General features: G+C 63.4%; 13 protein-coding genes. 3 read left to right on the top strand and 10 right to left on the bottom strand.

Translation table 11 applies throughout. The annotated features are described in order from the left end of the window. Window positions 1-58 precede the first annotated feature (58 nt). From EFR00_RS21965 to EFR00_RS21950, 4 genes are all read right to left on the bottom strand, one after another. Window positions 59-625, bottom strand: coding sequence for a NifU family protein (locus EFR00_RS21965; RefSeq protein WP_009993091.1), 567 nt, complete (start codon window positions 623-625; stop codon window positions 59-61). Between the two features lie 105 nt (window positions 626-730). Beyond that, window positions 731-1,222: a universal stress protein gene (locus tag EFR00_RS21960; RefSeq protein WP_003583845.1), complete on the bottom strand. Its 492-nt coding sequence runs from the start codon at window positions 1,220-1,222 to the stop codon at window positions 731-733. 86 nt (window positions 1,223-1,308) lie between these two features. Continuing rightward, the gene (gene trpS / locus EFR00_RS21955) at window positions 1,309-2,373 is read right to left on the bottom strand and encodes a tryptophan--tRNA ligase (protein WP_009993088.1); all 1,065 of its coding nucleotides are present in this window, start codon (window positions 2,371-2,373) and stop codon (window positions 1,309-1,311) included. A 125-nt stretch (window positions 2,374-2,498) separates the two neighbouring features. Then, on the bottom strand, window positions 2,499-2,897 hold the full coding sequence (locus EFR00_RS21950) for a VOC family protein (protein WP_039617540.1): 399 nt from the start codon (window positions 2,895-2,897) through the stop codon (window positions 2,499-2,501). Between the two features lie 188 nt (window positions 2,898-3,085). Between EFR00_RS21950 and EFR00_RS21945 the strand changes: the two genes are divergently transcribed. Continuing rightward, complete coding sequence (locus EFR00_RS21945) at window positions 3,086-3,514, top strand: YcbK family protein (RefSeq protein ID WP_009987329.1); 429 nt, start codon at window positions 3,086-3,088, stop codon at window positions 3,512-3,514. A gap of 3 nt (window positions 3,515-3,517) precedes the next feature. Here the strand turns inward: EFR00_RS21945 and murJ are convergent, their stop codons facing one another. The 4 genes from murJ to mutS all read right to left on the bottom strand — a co-directional run bounded on the left by murJ (window position 3,518) and on the right by mutS (window position 11,148). Further along, window positions 3,518-5,098 carry a murein biosynthesis integral membrane protein MurJ gene (gene murJ, locus EFR00_RS21940; protein ID WP_077991214.1) on the bottom strand — a complete coding sequence of 527 codons (1,581 nt, stop codon included), beginning with the start codon at window positions 5,096-5,098 and terminating at the stop codon, window positions 3,518-3,520. Continuing rightward, window positions 5,095-8,001 (bottom strand): [protein-PII] uridylyltransferase, encoded by a 2,907-nt coding sequence (locus tag EFR00_RS21935; protein WP_077991212.1) that lies wholly within the window; start codon window positions 7,999-8,001, stop codon window positions 5,095-5,097. The genes murJ and EFR00_RS21935 overlap by 4 nt, the downstream gene beginning before the upstream one ends. A gap of 133 nt (window positions 8,002-8,134) precedes the next feature. After that, complete coding sequence (locus EFR00_RS21930) at window positions 8,135-8,410, bottom strand: hypothetical protein (protein WP_038686496.1); 276 nt, start codon at window positions 8,408-8,410, stop codon at window positions 8,135-8,137. Between the two features lie 11 nt (window positions 8,411-8,421). Beyond that, window positions 8,422-11,148 carry a DNA mismatch repair protein MutS gene (mutS, locus tag EFR00_RS21925; RefSeq protein WP_077991211.1) on the bottom strand — a complete coding sequence of 909 codons (2,727 nt, stop codon included), beginning with the start codon at window positions 11,146-11,148 and terminating at the stop codon, window positions 8,422-8,424. A gap of 113 nt (window positions 11,149-11,261) precedes the next feature. Between mutS and EFR00_RS21920 the strand changes: the two genes are divergently transcribed. Then, window positions 11,262-13,547, top strand: a complete 2,286-nt coding sequence (locus EFR00_RS21920) for an NADP-dependent malic enzyme (RefSeq protein ID WP_077991207.1) — start codon at window positions 11,262-11,264, stop codon at window positions 13,545-13,547. Between the two features lie 178 nt (window positions 13,548-13,725). Continuing rightward, entirely contained in the window at window positions 13,726-14,715 is a 990-nt protein-coding gene (locus tag EFR00_RS21915) for a helix-turn-helix transcriptional regulator (protein ID WP_077991205.1), read from the top strand. A 67-nt stretch (window positions 14,716-14,782) separates the two neighbouring features. On the opposite strand, the gene olsB is transcribed toward EFR00_RS21915, so the two are convergent. Both olsB and EFR00_RS21905 read right to left on the bottom strand, forming a co-directional pair. Next, window positions 14,783-15,661, bottom strand: coding sequence for a l-ornithine N(alpha)-acyltransferase (olsB, locus tag EFR00_RS21910; RefSeq protein WP_077991204.1), 879 nt, complete (start codon window positions 15,659-15,661; stop codon window positions 14,783-14,785). 107 nt (window positions 15,662-15,768) lie between these two features. After that, window positions 15,769-18,048 carry a hybrid sensor histidine kinase/response regulator gene (locus tag EFR00_RS21905; protein ID WP_077991202.1) on the bottom strand — a complete coding sequence of 760 codons (2,280 nt, stop codon included), beginning with the start codon at window positions 18,046-18,048 and terminating at the stop codon, window positions 15,769-15,771. Window positions 18,049-18,064 lie beyond the last annotated feature (16 nt).

Raw genomic sequence — 18,064 nt, 5'->3', positions numbered from 1 at the left:
ATTGTCGCTGGATCATAATTTCATCCGGCCGAACGGGCGGCCGGACGAAGCTACGTTTTTAAGCGGCAATCACTTCCTGCACTTCGGGTACGAAATGGCGCAGCAGGTTCTGGACGCCGTGCTTCAGCGTCGCCGTCGAAGACGGGCAGCCGGAGCAGGAGCCCTTCATGTTCAGATAGACCTTGCCGTCCTTGAAGCCGCGGAAGGTGATGTCGCCGCCGTCCTGGGCAACGGCCGGGCGCACGCGGGTCTCCAGCAGCTCCTTGATGGTCAGCACGATCGATTCATCGCCTTCGTCGAAGAATTCGTCGCCGGCATCGGCGTCTTCGGAAAGGATGGAGGCGTCGCCCATGACCGGCTTGCCGGACATGAAATGCTCCATGATCGAGCCTAATATAGCCGGCTTAAGATGCTGCCATTCGGCATCGTCCTTGGAGACGGAAATGAAATCATAGCCGAAATAGACACCGGTCACCCCAGGGATTTCGAACAGCCGGGCGGCAAGCGGCGAGGCCTGAGCTTCTTCGGCGCTGCGGAACTCGGCCGTACCGTTTTCCATCACCACCTTGCCCGGCAAGAACTTTTGCGTGGCGGGATTGGGGGTGGCTTCGGTCTGAATGAACATCTGGGTCTCCATGCGGCTGCCCACGGCTTCGCCGTCTTTAGAACTCTTCAAAAGAAGATAAGCCGATTGCCGGTTCCATTCAAGAGATTTTTACTCAAGAATTTCTCAGCAGAGGGCGTCGATTTCCTCATTGGTCAGCGTATCCGGCAGCACCGTGACCGGGATCGGAAACGCCGCCGCGCGGCCGGCGATCGATGAGACCAGCGGTCCCGGACCTTCCTTCGCCGAACCGGCGGCTAGGACCAGGATCGCCACATCGCGGTCGTCCTCAATCACCGCGTTGATCTGTTCGGCCGCACCGCCTTCGCGGATGACGATCTCCGGCTCGATGCCGATCGTCTCGCGCACGATCTGGGCGATCTTGGCGACCACCGCCTCGGCCTCTTCACGCGCTTCCGCCCGCATGATCGCCTCGACGCCCAGCCATTGCTGGAAATCGCCATCGGGGATGACGTAGAGCAGCACCAGCCCGCCATTGGAATTCTTCGCGCGCCGGCCGGCATAGTGAACGGCGCGCTGGCATTCGGGTGTACCGTCGATCACCGCCATGAATTTGCGGCGATGACCTTCGAGCCGTGAGAGTCGCTTCGATACCATGGGACGGACTCTGACACCCGAAGCGAAAAAATTGCAAGCTCAGTTTTTGCTCCTCTTCGCCCAGCAGGGAGAAGAGGAGATCGGCCTCAATATAGGAAGCCGATGACGTCGCGTACCTGTTTCATCGTCACCTCGGCTCGCTCCCTTGCGCGCTCGCCGCCCTTGCGCAGGATGGCGTCGATATGGCTGGTGTCGTCCATAAGCCGGCGCATCTCGCCGGTGATCGGTGCGAGCACGTTGATTGCCAGGTCGACCAGCGCCGGCTTGAAGACGGAGAACTGCTGGCCGCCGAATTCGGCCAGCACTTGCGACTTCGACGTGTCGGCGAGCGCGGCGTAGATCGCCACCAGATTGTCGGCTTCCGGCCGGCCCTGCAGCCCGTCGGTCTCGCTCGGCAAACCATCAGGATCGGTCTTTGCCTTGCGGATCTTCTTCGAGATCGCATCCTCGTCATCCATCAGATTGATGCGCGACAGGTCGGAAGGGTCCGATTTCGACATTTTCTTCGTGCCGTCGCGCAGCGACATGACGCGCGGCGCCGGCCCGCCGATCAACGGTTCCACCATCGGGAAATATGCATGCACCGGCTCGTCGCCGACGGTGATGTCGACGCCGTAGCCGGTCCTGCCGATATGCTCGGCATAATCGAGGTTGAACTTCATGGCGATATCGCGGGCGAGTTCCAGATGCTGCTTCTGGTCCTCACCGACAGGCACATGGGTGGCACGATAGACGAGGATGTCGGCGGCCATCAGGCTCGGATAGGCGTAAAGGCCGAGCGAGGCCTGCTCGCGGTCCTTGCCGGCCTTGTCCTTGAACTGCGTCATGCGGTTCATCCAGCCGATGCGGGCGACGCAGTTGAAGATCCAGGCGAGTTCGGCATGCTGCGGCACGGCCGATTGATTGAAGACGATATGTTTTTCCGGATCGATGCCGGCGGCGATGAAGGCGGCGGCGATCGAGCGCGTCTGGCTCGGCATGTCCTCGTGGACGAGCTGAGCGGTGAGCGCATGCATGTCGACGACGCAATAGATGCAGTCATTGCCTTCCTGCAGCGCCACGAAGCGGCGGATCGCGCCGAGATAGTTGCCGAGATGCAGATTGCCGGTCGGCTGCACGCCGGAGAATACGAGTTTCTTGAATTCGCTCATGTCGTCCTCAAAAGGCTGGTGGAGGGCCTACAGCGCGCGCGTCTCTCAGACGCGCAAAGTGGGCTTTTCGCCTATGTTGCTAACGCCGCGGCTTATGCACGGGCAACCCGTCGCAATCAAGGGGTTCAGCCTGCGGCATGCTGGATCAGATCGAAGCTGTTGCCGTAAGGATCGGCAAAGACCGCGACCGTGCCGTAAACCTCATGCCGTGGCTCCTCCAGAAAGCGCACGCCGGCTGCAAGCATCGCGGCATGATCGCGAGCGAAATCGTCGGTCTTCAGGAAGAAGCCGACCCGGCCGCCCGTCTGGTTGCCGATTGCTGCCCGCTGTACTTCGTTTGCTGCCTGCGCCAGCAGAAAGGCGGCGCCGTCTCCGCCTCGTGGCTTCACCACCACCCAGCGTTTCCCCGCCGGCTGCTTCTCGTCCTCAAGGCAATCGAAGCCGAGGGCGCCGCAATAGAAGGCCTTGGCGCGGTCGTAATCGTCGACGACGAGGGTGACCAGGAAAAGAGACTGGATCGTCATGCGACCTCCTGCGTTTGGATGTTTTTTTTATTTTGAGGCAGACACTGCCCCGATTTTAAGCCGAATTGATCAGACGGTTTAGTTATAATTGAGTATAAAATTTCACAGAAAAGCTTTTATTGAACTGAAAATCCTCAACCGCGCGCAGTGTCGGCGGAAGGCCGCCGTTCCAACCGCCCGGAGGGATCATGCAGAACCTCGCTTCGCTCGCCATGGCAGGCCTTTTCGCCCTACAATCAGCAACCAGCGCCGTCGGTCAAGACAACAAAAGGCCGGCCATTCATCTGACGAAACACGAGGCGCGTCTCGCCTATACGGTCCAGACCGTCAGTGTCCGTGCCGGGTGTTTTCCAAATCGTCTTCGGGCGATCCTGTCGCATATCGCTGCAAAAACCGGCCGCCGACCGGTAATCACCTCCGGTCACAGGCCGCATCCCCGCCGTCATGGCTCCCTGCATGGCAAATGCCTTGCGGCCGATTTCAGGATGCCGGGCCTGTCGGAGCGCACCATCATCGCCGCCGCAAAAAGCGCGCCGGGGATCGGCGGCATCGGCAGCTATTGCAACGGCATCATTCATGTCGACGTTGGGCCGCAAAGGCGATGGGTCGATTGTTAGAGCTTACGCATCTTCCGCCGCCGCCGGCTTGCGGTTCAGATTGCGCCGGATCATGCCGAGATTTGCCCCGCCGATCAGGAAGGCGATGGCGAAATAGACCAGCATGGAAATCGCGATCAGCAGCCCCAGCGTGCCGATCTTGGTCAGAAGCGGCGCGCCCGATGCAAGCCAGGACGCGAAATATTGCTTGAGGAAGACGATCGCTGCGCCCATGACGGCGGCAGCGACGATCAACAGGGCGGCGCGTTTTGCCAGCGCCCATTCCCATGTCAGGTGGCCGCGGCGCAGCAGCGTGGTGAACAGCAGCACGGTGCTGATCCAGCCGGCGGTGGCTTCGGCGACCGCGATGCCGGGTGCGCCCATATAGGGGAAGAGTGTCAGCGCCATGGCGCAGTTGGTCGCAACCGCGATCGCCGAGAAACGCATCGGCGTCTTGGTGTCCTCGCGGGCATAGAACCCGGGCTGCAGCGCCTTGATCAGCACGAAGGCCGGCAGGCCGATGCCGTAGATCGCCAGGATCGAGCCGACGACGGCGGTGTTTTCCTGATGGAAGGCGCCGCGCTCATAGAGCACGCGGATGATCTCGTCGGACAGGATCCACAGCGCGAAGGCGGCGGGAATGGTCAGGAACAGCACGAATTCGATCGAGCGGTTCTGCAGGTTGCCGGCCTCGCGCAGCGCCCCGCCCTTCAGCGCCCTGGCGAGCTCCGGCAGCAGCACCACGCCGACGGCGACGCCGACGACGCCGAGCGGCAGCTGGTAGATGCGGTCGGCATATTGCAGCGCCGCGATCGCGCCGTCGCGCGAGGAGGCGATCGCCTGGCCGATCAGCTGGTTGATCTGGGTGATGCCCCCGGTGACCGCGGCCGGCACCGCGAGGATCAGCAGCCGCTTGACGTTCGAGGTCATTTTCGGGAAGCGGAAGCCGATGCTCATGCCGGCGGCAAGCACGCCGACATAGACGACGGCGAGCTGCAGCACGCCGGCGGCAAGAACGCCCCAGGAGAGATACCAGGCGGTCGCCAGCGGATCGGCGCCGGTATAGAGCGCATAGAACAGCGCCCCGATCATCACCACGTTGAGGAAGACGGGAGCGATGGCGGCGGCGAAGAAATGATGCAGCGAATTCAGCATGCCGCTCATCATCGCCGTCAGCGACATGCACATGAGATAGGGAAACATCACGGCCGCCATGCGGATCGTGATCGAGAACTTCTCGGGGTCGTCGGCAAAACCCGGCGCGATGACGAAGCGCACGAGCAGCGGCATGCAGAGCTCCATCACGATGGTGATGAGGAGCAGCACCGAAAACAGGACGCCGAAGACTTCCTCCGAAAAGCGCTTGGCGCCGTCCGTGCCGTTCGCCTCGATCTCCTTGGCAAAGAGCGGCACGAAGGCGGCGTTGAAGGCGCCTTCGGCAAACAGCCGTCGGAAAAGGTTCGGAAAGCGAAAGGCGGCGTAGAAGACGTCGGCCATCGGTCCGGTGCCGAGCGCTGCCGCCATCAGGGTTTCGCGGGCAAAGCCGAAGATGCGGCTGCCGAGGGTGGCGCCGCCGACGGTCGCGAATTTCTTGACGAGACTCATGCTGGGGAATCGGCTTTCTTTTCGGCTGTGGTCGAAGTCCGGGCGGTGGCGGCGGGCGCGATGATGCCGGAAGGCATGCGCTCGCGCAGTTCGTCCTCCTCCTCGGCCATCACGGCCTTCATCCGGGCGGTGATGTTGGCGCGCTTGCTGTCGCCCGAGATTTTCTGTCCCACAAGATCAGTGACGTAGAAGGTGTCGATCACCTTCTCGCCGAAGGTGGTGATGCGGGCCGACTGGATGTCGAGCGACAGATCGGAGAGCACCGCGGTGATCTCCGACAACAGGCCCGGCCGGTCGAGGCACTCGACCTCGATGACGGTGAACTTGTTCGACAGGCTGTTGGTGATGTTGACCGACGGCGGAATGACGAAGGCCTTGTTCTTCTTGCGGTTGCGCGCCCGCGTGGCGATCACCTCGGGCAGGCGCTTGCGCCCCGACAGCACGTCCTCGATCATCCGTCCGATCGTGCCGGCACGGCGCAGCTCGTCGGCATCGTCGGCAAATTCACGGCTGACATGGATCGTGTCGAGCGCCCGTCCGTCCGAGGTCGTGAAGATCTGCGCGTCGACGATGTTGGCACCCGCCGCCGCACACGCCCCGGCAATGACGGCGAGCAGGCGCGGATGGTCGGGCGACAGCACGGTGATCTCGGTGATGGCGTGGAAACTGTCGGTGCGCACCATGGTGGCGAGCGCCTGGCCCGCCTTGTCGGCCTGGCGGATGAACTGGGCGTGGCGGAGCTGGTCTTCCAACGGTACCGAAAGCAGATAGGGCTGGTAATGCAGCTTGGTATAGGCGTTGCGATCCTTCTGGCTCCAGTCGGAGAGCGCACCGCGCAGCGCCTCGGCGGCGGCATTCGCCCGCTCCTTGCGGGAGACCTCCGAGAAGCCGCCGGCCAAGAGCAGCTCGGTTTCATAATAGAGCGTACGTAGAAGCTGGCCCTTCCAGCCGTTCCAGACGCCGGGGCCGACGGCGCGAATATCGCAGACCGTCAGGATCAGCAGCATCTTCAGCCGGTCGAGCGACTGCACCCGGTCGGCGAAATCCGTGATGGTCTTGCGGTCGGTGAGGTCGCGGGTCTGCGCCACCATCGACATGGTCAGATGTTCCTCGATCAGCCAGACGACGATTTCCGTCTGCTTCTGCGACAGGCCGAAGCGGGCGCAGAGCTTGCGGGCGACGCGGGCGCCGGCGATCGAATGATCCTCCAGCCGGCCCTTGGCGATATCGTGGAGAAGAACGGCCAGGTAGAGCGCCTCGCGGTCCTCGATATTCGAAATCAGCTTGTTGGCGAGCGGGTGCAGATCCTCCGAACGCGACTTGTCGATCTCGGAGAGAACGTCGACGGTGCGGATCAGATGTTCGTCGACCGTATAGTGGTGATACATGTTGAACTGCATCATCGCGACGATTTTGCCGAAATCGGGAATGAAACGGCCGAGTACGCCGGCCTCGTTCATCCGCCGGAGGATCAGCGCCGGGTCGTGTTTCGATGTCAGGATCGACATGAACAGGCGGTTCGCCTCGTCGTTTTCCCGTAAGCTGTTGTCGATCAGGGCAAGCGAACGGGTGACGCGTTTCAGCGCATCGGGATGAAATTCCAGGCCGTTGATGTCGGCGACATGGAAGAGCCGCAGGATGCTGACCGGATCGCGCTTGAACACCTCCGCGTCGGCGAGTGCGATGCGGCCGCGGTCTTCGACGAATTCGACGCTGCCGGCGATCTTGCGGGTGCGATGGGTGAAACGGCTGATGACGCCGGTGAGGCCGGGGATCGACTTCGCCTGCTGGTCTTCGAGTGCGGCGCATAGGATGCGGGTCAAATCGCCGACATCCTTTGCAACGAGGAAATAATGTTTCATGAAGCGCTCGACGGCCGAAAGGCCGGGGCGGGTGTGATAGCCGAAGGCTTCGGCAATCTCGCGCTGGATGTCGAAGGACAGCCGCTCCTCGGCCTTGCCGGTCAGGAAGTGCATATGGCAGCGAACCGCCCAGAGGAAATCATCGGCCTTCTCGAGCAGGCGGTATTCGTGTTTTGACAGGACGCCGAGCTTGACCAGCTCCGCCTGGTCGCGCACGAGATAATAATATTTCGAGATCCAGAACAGCGTGTGCAGGTCGCGAAGCCCGCCTTTGCCTTCCTTGACGTTAGGTTCGACGAGATAACGCGTGTCGCCGGCCTTGCGGTGTCGTTCGTCGCGCTCGGCAAGCTTGGCGGCGATGAACTCAGGGCCGGTGCCGGTGACGATTTCTTTGTCGAAGCGGGTCTCGAGCTCGGTTTCCAGCCGCTGCAGCCCGCAGATAAAGCGCATCTCCAGAATGGCGGTGCGGATCGTCATGTCGGATTTGGAAAGCGCGATGCATTCCTCCACCGTGCGGGTGGCGTGGCCGACCTTGAAGCCCATGTCCCAGAGCACGTAGAGCATGAATTCGACCGCCTTGTGCGTCTCTTCCGCCGGCCGCGGCAGGAAAAGGAAGAGCAGGTCGATATCGGAGCCGGGCGCCAGCGTATCGCGGCCATAGCCGCCGACGGCGGTGACGGCGAACTTGTCCTTCTGCTGCGGAAAGATATGGGCGGTGGCGAAATTGTAGAGGACGGTGATGATCTGGTCCTGCAGCCAGGAAATCCGGTAGGCGCAATTCAAGCCGCTGCCGTCGGCGGCAAGGGCCGCGCGCGCCTTCTGCCGGCCTTCGGTGCTCGCCTTTTTCAGCACGGCGAGGAGATCGGTGCGCATGACATCGGGCCGATTGCGGTTGGCTTCGGCAACGGCGTCGCACTGCTTCTGCAGCAGCTCGGTGTCAAGGATCGTGGAGAAATCGAGGTCGCGCATTGCTTTCGCCGGAGTGGCGTCCTGTTCATGCCGGGCTGCCGGTTCGCGGCCTGCCGCTGGTTTCGTCTGCATGCGCTATAGCCTCTTTATCAGGCGATTGACACAGGTCCTCATACTGCAAGACCCTTTAAATTTGGCGAAATGGTGTTGGCCCTGCGGCAGGGTCGGGACGCTTTGACGCAAGCAGTGGCTTTCGGCAAAAGCCTCAGTCGGCCGCCTGCGCTCTCAGCGCATAGAGCACTTGGCGTGTCTCGCTCAGGATCTCCTCGAGCGTCTGCCTGTCGCATTCGCGATAACCCGCCTTGGCGATCGCGGTTGCGAGCTCCGAGATCATAGCGCAACTGCGGGTGATTTTCAGCAGGCCGATCGGGGAGGTCCAGCCGCGCGCATTGCGGTCCCGGTCGGCGCGCCGCATCGTGTCGAGCATGGAGCAGATCAGCGAGAGGCGCTCGGTTTCGCGAACCAGCTTTTCCATGAACATCGGCCGCGCTCCTATTTCAGCTTCTTCTTGAGATCGTAAAGCGCATCCATCGCCTCGCGCGGCGTCATGTCGTCGAGGCTCATCGCCTTCAACGCCTCCTCGACCTTGGACGGACCGCGGGCCGCGTCCTCGCGGCGCACGGCCACCTGGAAGAGCGGCAGGTCGTCGATCAACTGGCTCGCCGGGTTCTTGCGGTCGGCATCCTCGAGGCGGGTGAGCACGTCGCGGGCCCGCGCCACGACCGAGGCCGGAAGTCCCGCGAGGCGGGCGACCTGAATGCCGTAGGAGCGGTCGGCCGCACCCGGCCCGACCTCATGCAGGAAGATGACGTCGCCGTCCCATTCCTTGACGCGCATCGTGGCGTTCGATAGCCGGCCAAGCTTCTCCGACAGCACGGTCAGCTCGTGGAAATGCGTGGCGAACAGGCCGCGGCAGCGATTGGCCTCGTGCAGGTGCTCGACGGCCGCCCAGGCGATCGACAAGCCGTCGAATGTCGCGGTGCCGCGGCCGATCTCGTCGAGGATGACGAGCGAGCGGTCGCTCGCCTGATTGAGGATCGCAGCCGTCTCGACCATCTCGACCATGAAGGTCGAGCGCCCGCGCGCCAGGTCGTCGGAGGCGCCGACGCGCGAGAACAGCCGGTCGACGATGCCGATATGGGCCGATGTCGCCGGCACGAAAGAGCCCATCTGCGCCAGGATCGCGATCAGCGCGTTCTGGCGCAGAAAGGTCGATTTACCGCCCATGTTCGGGCCGGTCAGCAGCCAGATGGCGCCATCCTTGGCGCCATCCTTCGGCGAAAGATCGCAATGGTTGGCGACGAACGGGCCGCCCGCCTGCCGCCGCAGCGACTGCTCGACAACAGGATGACGGCCGCCCTCGATGGCAAACATCTTCGAGCCGTCGACCTGCGGCCGGCAGTAGGCCTGCTCTTCGGCGAGCAGCGCCAAGCCGGCGGCGACGTCGATCACGGCAAGTGCGCGGGCGCCCGACTTGATCGCCTCGGCTTCAGCCACGACGGCCGCCGTCATCTTGTCGAAGGCCTCGAGTTCGATCGAAAGCGCCCGGTCGGCGGCATTGGCGATGCGGCTTTCGAGATCGGCAAGTTCGGTCGTGGTGAAGCGCATCGCGCTCGCCATCGTCTGGCGGTGGATGAAGCGGGACTTGGCTTCGGCCGTATCGGTCATCGGGGCGGCATTGCCGGCGGTGACCTCGATGAAATAGCCGAGAATATTATTGTGCTTGATCTTCAGCGACCGGATGCCGGTTTCCTCGGCATATTGCAGCTGCAGCCCGGCGATGACGCGGCGCGACTGGTCGCGCAGCGCCCGAACCTCGTCGAGTTCGGCGCTGGCGCCGTCGCGCAGGAAACCGCCGTCGCGCTTCAGCAGCGGCAGTTCATCGGCGAGCGTCTCGGCAAGCAGCCTTTCCAGGCTCGCGGGAAGCGCTTTCAGCCCGGACAATGCCTCGCCGAGTTCTTCCGGCAGCATGGCCTTGGCGAGCAGATCCGCGAGGCCGCTTGCGGCCTGCAGGCCCTGGCGGATGGCCGCGAGATCGCGCGGACCGCCGCGGTCGAGCGCCAGCCGGGAGAGCGCTCGCGGCATGTCGGGCACATGTCTCAGCGTGTCGCGCAGCTTGCCGCAGAGCGACGGCTCGTCGATCAAAAAGCCGATCGAATCGAGCCTGGCATTGATGCGGCCGGGATCGGTGAGCGGCGACATCAGCCGCTCGGCCAGAAGCCTGGCGCCGCCGCCGGTGACGGTGCGGTCGACCGCCTTCAGCAGCGCACCGTTGCGATCGCCTGACAGGGTGCGGGCAAGTTCGAGATTGGCGCGGGTGGCCGGATCGATGAAGAGCGTTGAGGCGGCACTTTCCCGCTCGGGCTGCCCAAGCGGCGGACGCTCGGCGATCTGAGTCTTCTCGACATAGGCGACGGCGGCTGCGGCCGCCGCAAGCTCGGCGCGCGAGAAGCTGCCGAAGCCGTCCAGCGTCGAAACCCCGAAATAGCGGGCGATCCGGCCTTCGGCGCTGGCGCTGTCGAAGAGAACCGCCGGCTGCGGCACCGCCGTTCGGCCGAGCACGTCAAAGACGGGTTTCAGCTCGGCATCGTGGAAGATCGTATCGGGCAGGATGAGCTCGCGCGGATCGATGCGCAGGATGTCGGCGAGCAGCCGCGAACTTTCCGTCTCCGCCAGCCGGAAGACGCCGGTGGAAATATCGATCCAGGCAAGCGCCAGCGCCGGTTCGGCCCCGCCGCGAATGCGGGCGAGCGCCATAAGATAGTTGGATTCCGAGGGCGACAGCAGCTTTTCCTCGGTGATCGTGCCCGGCGTGACCAGGCGCACGACATCGCGCTTGACGACGGATTTGCCGCCGCGTTTCTTTGCTTCGGCCGGATCCTCGACCTGCTCGCAAACGGCGACGCGGAAGCCGAGCGAAATCAGCTTCTGCAGATAATCGTCGGCGGCATGGACGGGCACGCCGCACATCGGGATATCCTGGCCCATGTGCTGGCCGCGCTTCGTCAGCGTGATGCCGAGCGCGCGCGACGCCTCCAGCGCATCCTCGAAGAACAGCTCGTAAAAGTCGCCCATGCGATAGAAGAGCAGCGAACCCGGATTGTTCGCCTTGATCTCGATATATTGCTCCATCATCGGCGTCGCCGAGGCGCGGCTTTCCGCCGTGGCAAGCTCGGCAGCCGAAAAGGCTTCATTTCCTGTGTCTATTCGTGCGTTCACGGAGGTGCAGTTTTTCCCAAAAAAACAGGTGCCAACCCTATCCGCGCGCCGCTATAGATGACAACAGCATTTGAGGAAGAGCAAAGCGTCGCCCACAGGACGTTGGAGGATATATGCCCGATATCGATAAGAAGGACCGGCCGGTGACCTCGGTGACGGACCAGGAGGCGCTCGATTTTCACGCCATGGGCCGCCCCGGCAAGCTGGAGATCAACCCGACGAAGCCGATGGCGACGCAGCGTGACCTGTCGCTCGCCTATTCCCCCGGTGTCGCCGTCCCCGTCAAGGCGATCGCCGCCGATCCGCAGACGGCATACGACTATACGGCGCGCGGCAACATGGTCGCCGTCATTTCCAACGGCACTGCCATTCTCGGCCTCGGTAATCTCGGTGCTCTCGCCTCGAAGCCGGTCATGGAAGGCAAGTCGGTACTTTTCAAACGCTTCGCCGACGTCGATTCCATCGACCTCGAGATCGACACGGAAAACGTCGACGAGTTCATCAACTGCGTGCGCTTCCTCGGCCCCTCCTTCGGCGGCATCAATCTGGAAGACATCAAGGCGCCGGATTGCTTCGTCATCGAAAGCCGGCTGCGCGAGCTGATGGACATCCCGGTCTTCCACGACGACCAGCACGGAACGGCGATCATCGCCGCCGCCGGCCTCATCAACGCGCTGGAGCTGACCGGCCGCGACCTGAAGACGACGAAGCTCGTCTGCAATGGTGCGGGAGCGGCGGCGATTGCCTGCGTCGAACTCATCAAGGCGATGGGTTTTGCGCCTGACAATATTATCCTCTGCGACACCAAGGGCGTCATCTACCAGGGCCGCACCGAGGGCATGAACCAGTGGAAATCGGCGCATGCGGCAATGACCGACGCGCGCACGCTGGAAGAGGCGATGAAGGGAGCGGACGTCATCTTCGGCCTGTCGCAGAAGGGCGCCTTCTCGGCCGACATGATCCGCTCGATGGCCGATCGGCCGATCATCTTCGCCATGGCCAATCCCGATCCCGAAATCACCCCGGAAGAGGTGGCCCGCATCCGCGACGACGCCATCATGGCGACCGGCCGCTCGGACTATCCGAACCAGGTCAACAACGTCCTCGGCTTCCCCTATATCTTCCGCGGCGCGCTCGACGTCCGTGCCTCGACGATCAACGACGCGATGAAGATCGCCGCCGTCAAGGCGCTGGCAAATCTTGCCCGCGAGGACGTGCCCGATGATGTGGTTGCCGCCTACCAGGGCAACCGGCCGCGTTTCGGCGCGCAATATATCATCCCGGTTCCGTTTGATCCGCGGCTGATCTCGGCAATCCCCGTCGCGGTCGCTGAGGCCGCGATCGAGACCGGCGTCGCCCGCAAGGTCATCACCGATATGGCCGGTTATGCCCGCGAGCTTTCGGCCCGCCGCGATCCGATCGCTTCGACGCTCGCCAGCCTCTACGAGCGTGTCCGCCGCCGGCCGAAGCGAATCGTCTTTGCCGAAGCCGAGGAAGAGCAGGTCCTGCGCGCAGCACTGTCCTATGCCAACCAGCAGCTCGGCACCGCGCTCCTGCTCGGCCGTGAGGACCTGATCCGGGCGACGGCGGAGCGCGCCGGTATCGATCTCAACCGCCCCGGCCTCGAGATCGTCAATGCCCGTATCTCCACCCGCGTCGACGCCTATATCGACTACCTCTATGCCAGGCTGCAGCGGCACGGTTATCTCCACCGCGATGCCCAGCGCCTGATCCACAACGACCGCAACCATTTCGCCGCCACCATGGTGGCGCTCGGCGACGCCGACGGCATGGTGACGGGCATCACCCGCAACTATTCGACTGCACTCGAGGATGTGCGCCGCTGCATCGACGAGAAGCCCGGCCACCGCGTCATCGGCGTGTCGCTGGCGCTCTGCCGCGGCCGCACCGTCTTTGTTGCCGATACGGCGGTGCACGACATGCCGACGGCCGAGCAACTTGCCGATATCGCCGAAGAGGCCGCCGGTCTGGCGCGGCGCATGGGTTATCCGCCGCGTGTCGCCATGCTCGCCTATTCGACCTTCGGCCATCCCTCCGGCGAACGCTCCGAGCGGGTGCGCGAGGCGGTGAAGATCCTCGACAAGCGCCGCGTCGATTTCGAATTCGACGGCGAGATGGCCGCCGATGTCGCGCTGAACCGAAAGGTGATGGAGCAATATCCCTTCTGCCGGCTCTCCGGTCCGGCCAACGTGCTGGTCATGCCGGCCTTCCACTCGGCCTCGATCTCGACCAAGATGCTGCAGGAACTCGGCGGCTCGACGGTCATCGGCCCGATCCTCGTCGGTCTCGACAAGGCCGTGCAGATCACCTCGATGGGCGCCAAGGACAGCGACATCGTCAACATGGCGGCGATCGCTGCCTACGGGGCGGGTTCGTAAACTCGCCTCAGCCTCCCATTAGGCGGCATTTAGCGCCCGGCCGACAGCACGTCGGCCGGGCGCACCTTTTTGTGGCTTGCTCGCCGAGGATATGGTTGAAAGGGTTCATCCGATAAGTCATACTTTTGAACAATGCGCGCGGCATAAATCCGATATTTCATCAGCTGTCTGGATTCCCATGCCGGAAAACGCCTCCCCGAATTTCACAGCCCGATTTCAGGGGACAACCTTCGACGATATGGTCGAGGCTCTGACCAAGGGGTTCGGTTCGTTCGACGCATGGCGAAATGGTCGCGAGAAAGCGCTCGACTGGAAGGTGGGGTTTTGGGGTGATGAGCGGGTGTCGCTGGTCAGCAACCAGGATTCCGGCGGCTGGGGTGCAAGAACGGCAGATGGAACGCCGGAAACGCTGGCAATCGTCGTTCCGCGAACGGGTGGTCTCGACGTAGCCTTTGGTCGGACTGTGGCCGAAGCGACACCCGGGCGGCTGTTGTTGATGAACAATCTTGAGCCGGAACGGGTTTCCGTGAGGGCAGCGCCTCACCGGTCAGACACACTCAGTCTGAGTTGGCCGATCTTAGCTCAGACCGTCGCCGCCGTATTGGAGACCCCGCTGATCGGGTCATTGGATTTGTCGCCGGTCGTTGATCGCTCCACCGCGGCGGGGCAGTTGATCGGCAGTCTCGCCCAGACGATGATCATCGGCATGCGCAACGACGGCCCGCTCCTTCACTCGCCAATTGCCATGTCGAACCTGACCCAGGCATTTGCCGATCTGGTCGTGCGCTTGGTTCCTCATCGGCTCTCGCATCTTCTGGACAAGAAAATCCATCTGATCGCACCGCGGCATGTCCGCCGCGCAATGGAATTCATGCATGCGAACATCGCGCAGCCGTTGACGATGCAGAATGTTGCGGAGGCGGCGGGCATTTCCACTCGCGCTCTCGAAGTCGGTTTTCGGGCTTTCAAGGCAACCACACCGTCCGCATACCTCCGGACGATCCGTTTGCAGGCGGTCCGGGAGGATCTGCGCGATCCTTCAAACCGGCAGCCATTGCGGGACATCTGTTTGAAGTGGGGATTCTTCCACTTTGGCCGTTTTGCGGCGATCTATCGGGCGGCCTATGGAGAGAACCCGTCGGATACGAGAAGGCGATCCGATCTATGAGGGCGCCGATCGGAGAGCCTGGCGGGTTTGCGCCAGGGCAGCATGCTGCAAGCCGATCAGGAAATATTTAGCTTGCGAAGCGGCCGGCGTCGGCGCCGTAATAGTTCAGGTAGCGGTCGGAAATGCTGGAGATCGGCAGCACGATCAGCACGTCTGTCGTGTTGAAGGCATGATCGACGACGGCGCTGGAGCCGACCATCGCGCCGAGGCGCAGATACCCCTTGATGAGCGGCGGCAGGGCCATCAGCGCCCGTTTCGGATTGACCGCCTCGACCGGCATCAGGTCCATGTTGCGGGCGAGATGCGGCAATGCGCCGACGGCCCATTCGTCCTTCGCCAGCACAGTGTGATAGAGGAAGGACAGCGCCAGCGCGTGGCTTTCGAGATAGACGCCGGGGAATGAGGCGCAGCCGAACATGGCGCTCATGCCATGCTTCAGCGCATAGGCCCAGTTGCCCTGCCACAGTAGCTCGACGGTGCGCTTGGTGCGGTATTCCGGCAGCACGCAGGAACGGCCGAGCTCCATGAAGCGCTTGTCCGGATGCTTGGCGAGAAGCCCCTCGATCTCAAATTCGGAAGCCGAGTAAAAACCGCCATTGGCCATGGCGACATCCTGGCGCAGCAGCCGATAGGTACCGACGATCTGGTCTTCAGAGTCGCCCTCTATCGCACGGTCGAGAACAAGAAGATGATCACAGACAGCATCATAGGCGTCGACATCACGCTGGCGGCGCATGGCGTCCAGCGGCAGCTGCGCTTTCATTTCGTCGACGAAGACACGGTAGCGCACCGCCTGGGCGGCGTCGATCTCGCGTGTCGTGCGGGCAAGGCGCGTTTCCAGATTGCCTATGCGGCCAAGGATATCGCCGTCCTTCTGGGCAGCAGCCGTCGACGGCCGTGCAGCCTCCGCGGTGACGTCACGATTGAGGATGTCGATGGAGGACATGGCGATTCTCCGGTTGCCGGCTTATCGACGCCATAAAACACTTCTGTACGACAGGAAAGTGACATATTGCATTTCCCGAGGCAAGGCGCGTGGTGGCCGCACAGGCTCTATCGCGCCTCTGCCCGACGGGCCGAAAGTGCGGCGACGGCCTGTACTTCGGTCAGCAGCCGCAGCGGGTCGACCGGCTTCACCATGACGCGGTTGGCGCCGTTGAGCAAGACCTGGCGGCGGGATTCGTCGCTCTTGTCGGCGGTCAGCACGATCACCGGCACGGGGGCAAGATCGAGCCGCCGTTCGTGGCCGCGCAGCCGTCCCAGCATGTCGATGCCGTTGCCGCCCGGCATCGACAGATCGCTGATGATGATGTCGGGGCGGGCATCCGCCTCGCCGAGGGCGCAATCGAGCAGCGTCTCGAAATCTTCGACATGGCGCACCTTGTGCCCACCTTTTTCCAGGACGACGCGCACCAGCATGGCGTTGATCGGATCGTCCTCGCCGAGCAGGATGCTGAGCCCGCTCGCCGCCACCCTCGTCTCCGCCACCGAAAGCCCAAACCCCGGCTGATTGTCGTTCAGCGCGTCGCGCTTTTCCATGCCGCGCATGCGCCCGCGAAGCACATCGATCAGCGACTGTTCGCGCAGCGGCCGGATGAGCCAGGCATCGAACAGGTCGAGCGGATGGGCGCTGCGCTCTTCCGGATTGACGAGCAGAACCTTGCGCAGGCCGAGCGCGGCGATTTCGGCGCGATCGGCAAGGTGAGTGGAAAATTCCGCCGACATGCGGTGGTCGACGATGATATCGGTCGGTCGGCCGCCGCCATTGGCCATTCCGAGCAGCTTTTCCCGCGCCGTCTCGCCGTCGCCGACGAGATGGCAGATGCCGCCGAGCGCGGTGATGGTCTCGGCGATGGCGGTGCGCGCCGCGCCTGCCGGCGCCAAAAGCACGATGCTGTTGCCGGCAAGCAGCGTGTTTCGCCGCTCGGACCTTTCGCCGCCGACATCGACGGGAAAGCGGATGGTGAATTCGCTGCCCAGGCCCTTTTCGCTGGCAACCGTCAATGCGCCGCCGAATTCGCGCATGATGCGCGCCGAGATCGCCAGGCCGAGCCCGGTGCCGCCGCTCTTCTCGGCGACGGTGCCGCCCTGCTCGAACTCGCCGAAGACGCGCGCCTGCTCCTCCGCCGTCATGCCGGGACCGCTGTCGGCGACGGTGATCAACAGGTTGCCGGCGTCAAGCGCCACGCGGATGAAGACGCCGCCAACCTGGGTGAACTTCACGGCGTTGCCAATGACGTTGAACAGAACCTGGCGCAGCCGCGCCGGATCGAAGCTCATCTGCTCCGGCACGTCCGATGACACGGTGGCGCCGATCTCGATACCCTTTTCATGCGCCCGGTGGGCAAGCATCTCGACGACGCTCTCGAGAAGCTTGCGCAGCGATTCGGAGCGCGGGTGCAGTTCGAAACGGCCGACCTCGATGGTGGAGAAATCCAGCAGGTCTTCGACGAGTTGTGTCAGCGCGTGGCCGGATTGGCGGATATTCGCCAGATAATTCTGCTGCTCCTGTGTCAGCCGCGTCTCGGCGAGCAGGTGCGTCATGCCGAGGATGCCGGAAAGCGGCGTGCGCACCTCGTGACTGACGGTGGCAAGCAGCCTGGACTTGGCGGCGCTGTTATACTCGGCCTTCTGGCGGGCTTCCTCGCGGCCCTGCGCGATCAGCCGCTCTTCGGTGACGTCGCGGGCAACGCTCTGCAGCAGCAGGCGGCCGCTCGCAGGATCGCGGGTGACGACGTCGCGCCAGACGAAAATCCGCTGGCCTTCCGGTGTCGAGATTTCGACATCGTAGCAATGCGGGATCGGACCGGGGCGGAAGGCGAGGCCGATCTCCTCGCAGCTGCGTCCCTCCGGATGCAGTCGACCGGTCAGACGGCGAAACGTATCGTTGGCGGAGACGATGCGCCGGTCCATTGTACGGCCGAGGGTGATGTCGCCGAGCACGTCGTGCACGTCGGCGAAGAGCTTTGCGCCGTCGTTGCGCTCCGGCAGGGATTGGCGGCCGGGCTTGTTTGCCCCGTGCCGGCGGATCGTCAGGAGTAGGTAGCCGGCAATCACCGCAAGACCGAGAACGACAAGCCCGCCTGGAAGCAGCAGCGGATCGCCGGCATGGGCAAGCAGCATGAGGATCGTTGCGGCAAGCAGGCCGGCGCCGCTCAGCCAGTAGAACAGCAGGCGCTGTGTCGGCGCTGGCGCTCGGGCCTGATTGGCTTCCTGAGGTGCCGCTGCACGTGGTCGCGGGGAGGACTGCCCCATCCGCTCCTGATGCGGCTTGGCGGCGGGTCCGCCGAAGGCGGCGGACAATCTTTCCTGCAACTGTCCCAGGTTCTGCATGCTATATGGCTAACAT

The organism is Rhizobium sophoriradicis, assembly GCF_003939025.1.
GTDB lineage: Bacteria > Pseudomonadota > Alphaproteobacteria > Rhizobiales > Rhizobiaceae > Rhizobium > Rhizobium sophoriradicis.
The sequence above is the reverse complement of the archived record's forward strand: the minus strand, read 5'-3'. Positions and strand labels throughout refer to the sequence as shown.

Coding starts and splice junctions, on each gene's coding strand:
- EFR00_RS21965 (WP_009993091.1), bottom strand. CDS start 625: ATGTTCATTCAGACCGAAGCCACCCCCAATCCCGCCACGCAAAAGTTC.
- EFR00_RS21960 (WP_003583845.1), bottom strand. CDS start 1,222: ATGGTATCGAAGCGACTCTCACGGCTCGAAGGTCATCGCCGCAAATTC.
- trpS (WP_009993088.1), bottom strand. CDS start 2,373: ATGAGCGAATTCAAGAAACTCGTATTCTCCGGCGTGCAGCCGACCGGC.
- EFR00_RS21950 (WP_039617540.1), bottom strand. CDS start 2,897: ATGACGATCCAGTCTCTTTTCCTGGTCACCCTCGTCGTCGACGATTAC.
- EFR00_RS21945 (WP_009987329.1), top strand. CDS start 3,086: ATGCAGAACCTCGCTTCGCTCGCCATGGCAGGCCTTTTCGCCCTACAA.
- murJ (WP_077991214.1), bottom strand. CDS start 5,098: ATGAGTCTCGTCAAGAAATTCGCGACCGTCGGCGGCGCCACCCTCGGC.
- EFR00_RS21935 (WP_077991212.1), bottom strand. CDS start 8,001: ATGCAGACGAAACCAGCGGCAGGCCGCGAACCGGCAGCCCGGCATGAA.
- EFR00_RS21930 (WP_038686496.1), bottom strand. CDS start 8,410: ATGTTCATGGAAAAGCTGGTTCGCGAAACCGAGCGCCTCTCGCTGATC.
- EFR00_RS21920 (WP_077991207.1), top strand. CDS start 11,262: ATGCCCGATATCGATAAGAAGGACCGGCCGGTGACCTCGGTGACGGAC.
- EFR00_RS21915 (WP_077991205.1), top strand. CDS start 13,726: ATGCCGGAAAACGCCTCCCCGAATTTCACAGCCCGATTTCAGGGGACA.
- olsB (WP_077991204.1), bottom strand. CDS start 15,661: ATGTCCTCCATCGACATCCTCAATCGTGACGTCACCGCGGAGGCTGCA.
- EFR00_RS21905 (WP_077991202.1), bottom strand. CDS start 18,048: ATGCAGAACCTGGGACAGTTGCAGGAAAGATTGTCCGCCGCCTTCGGC.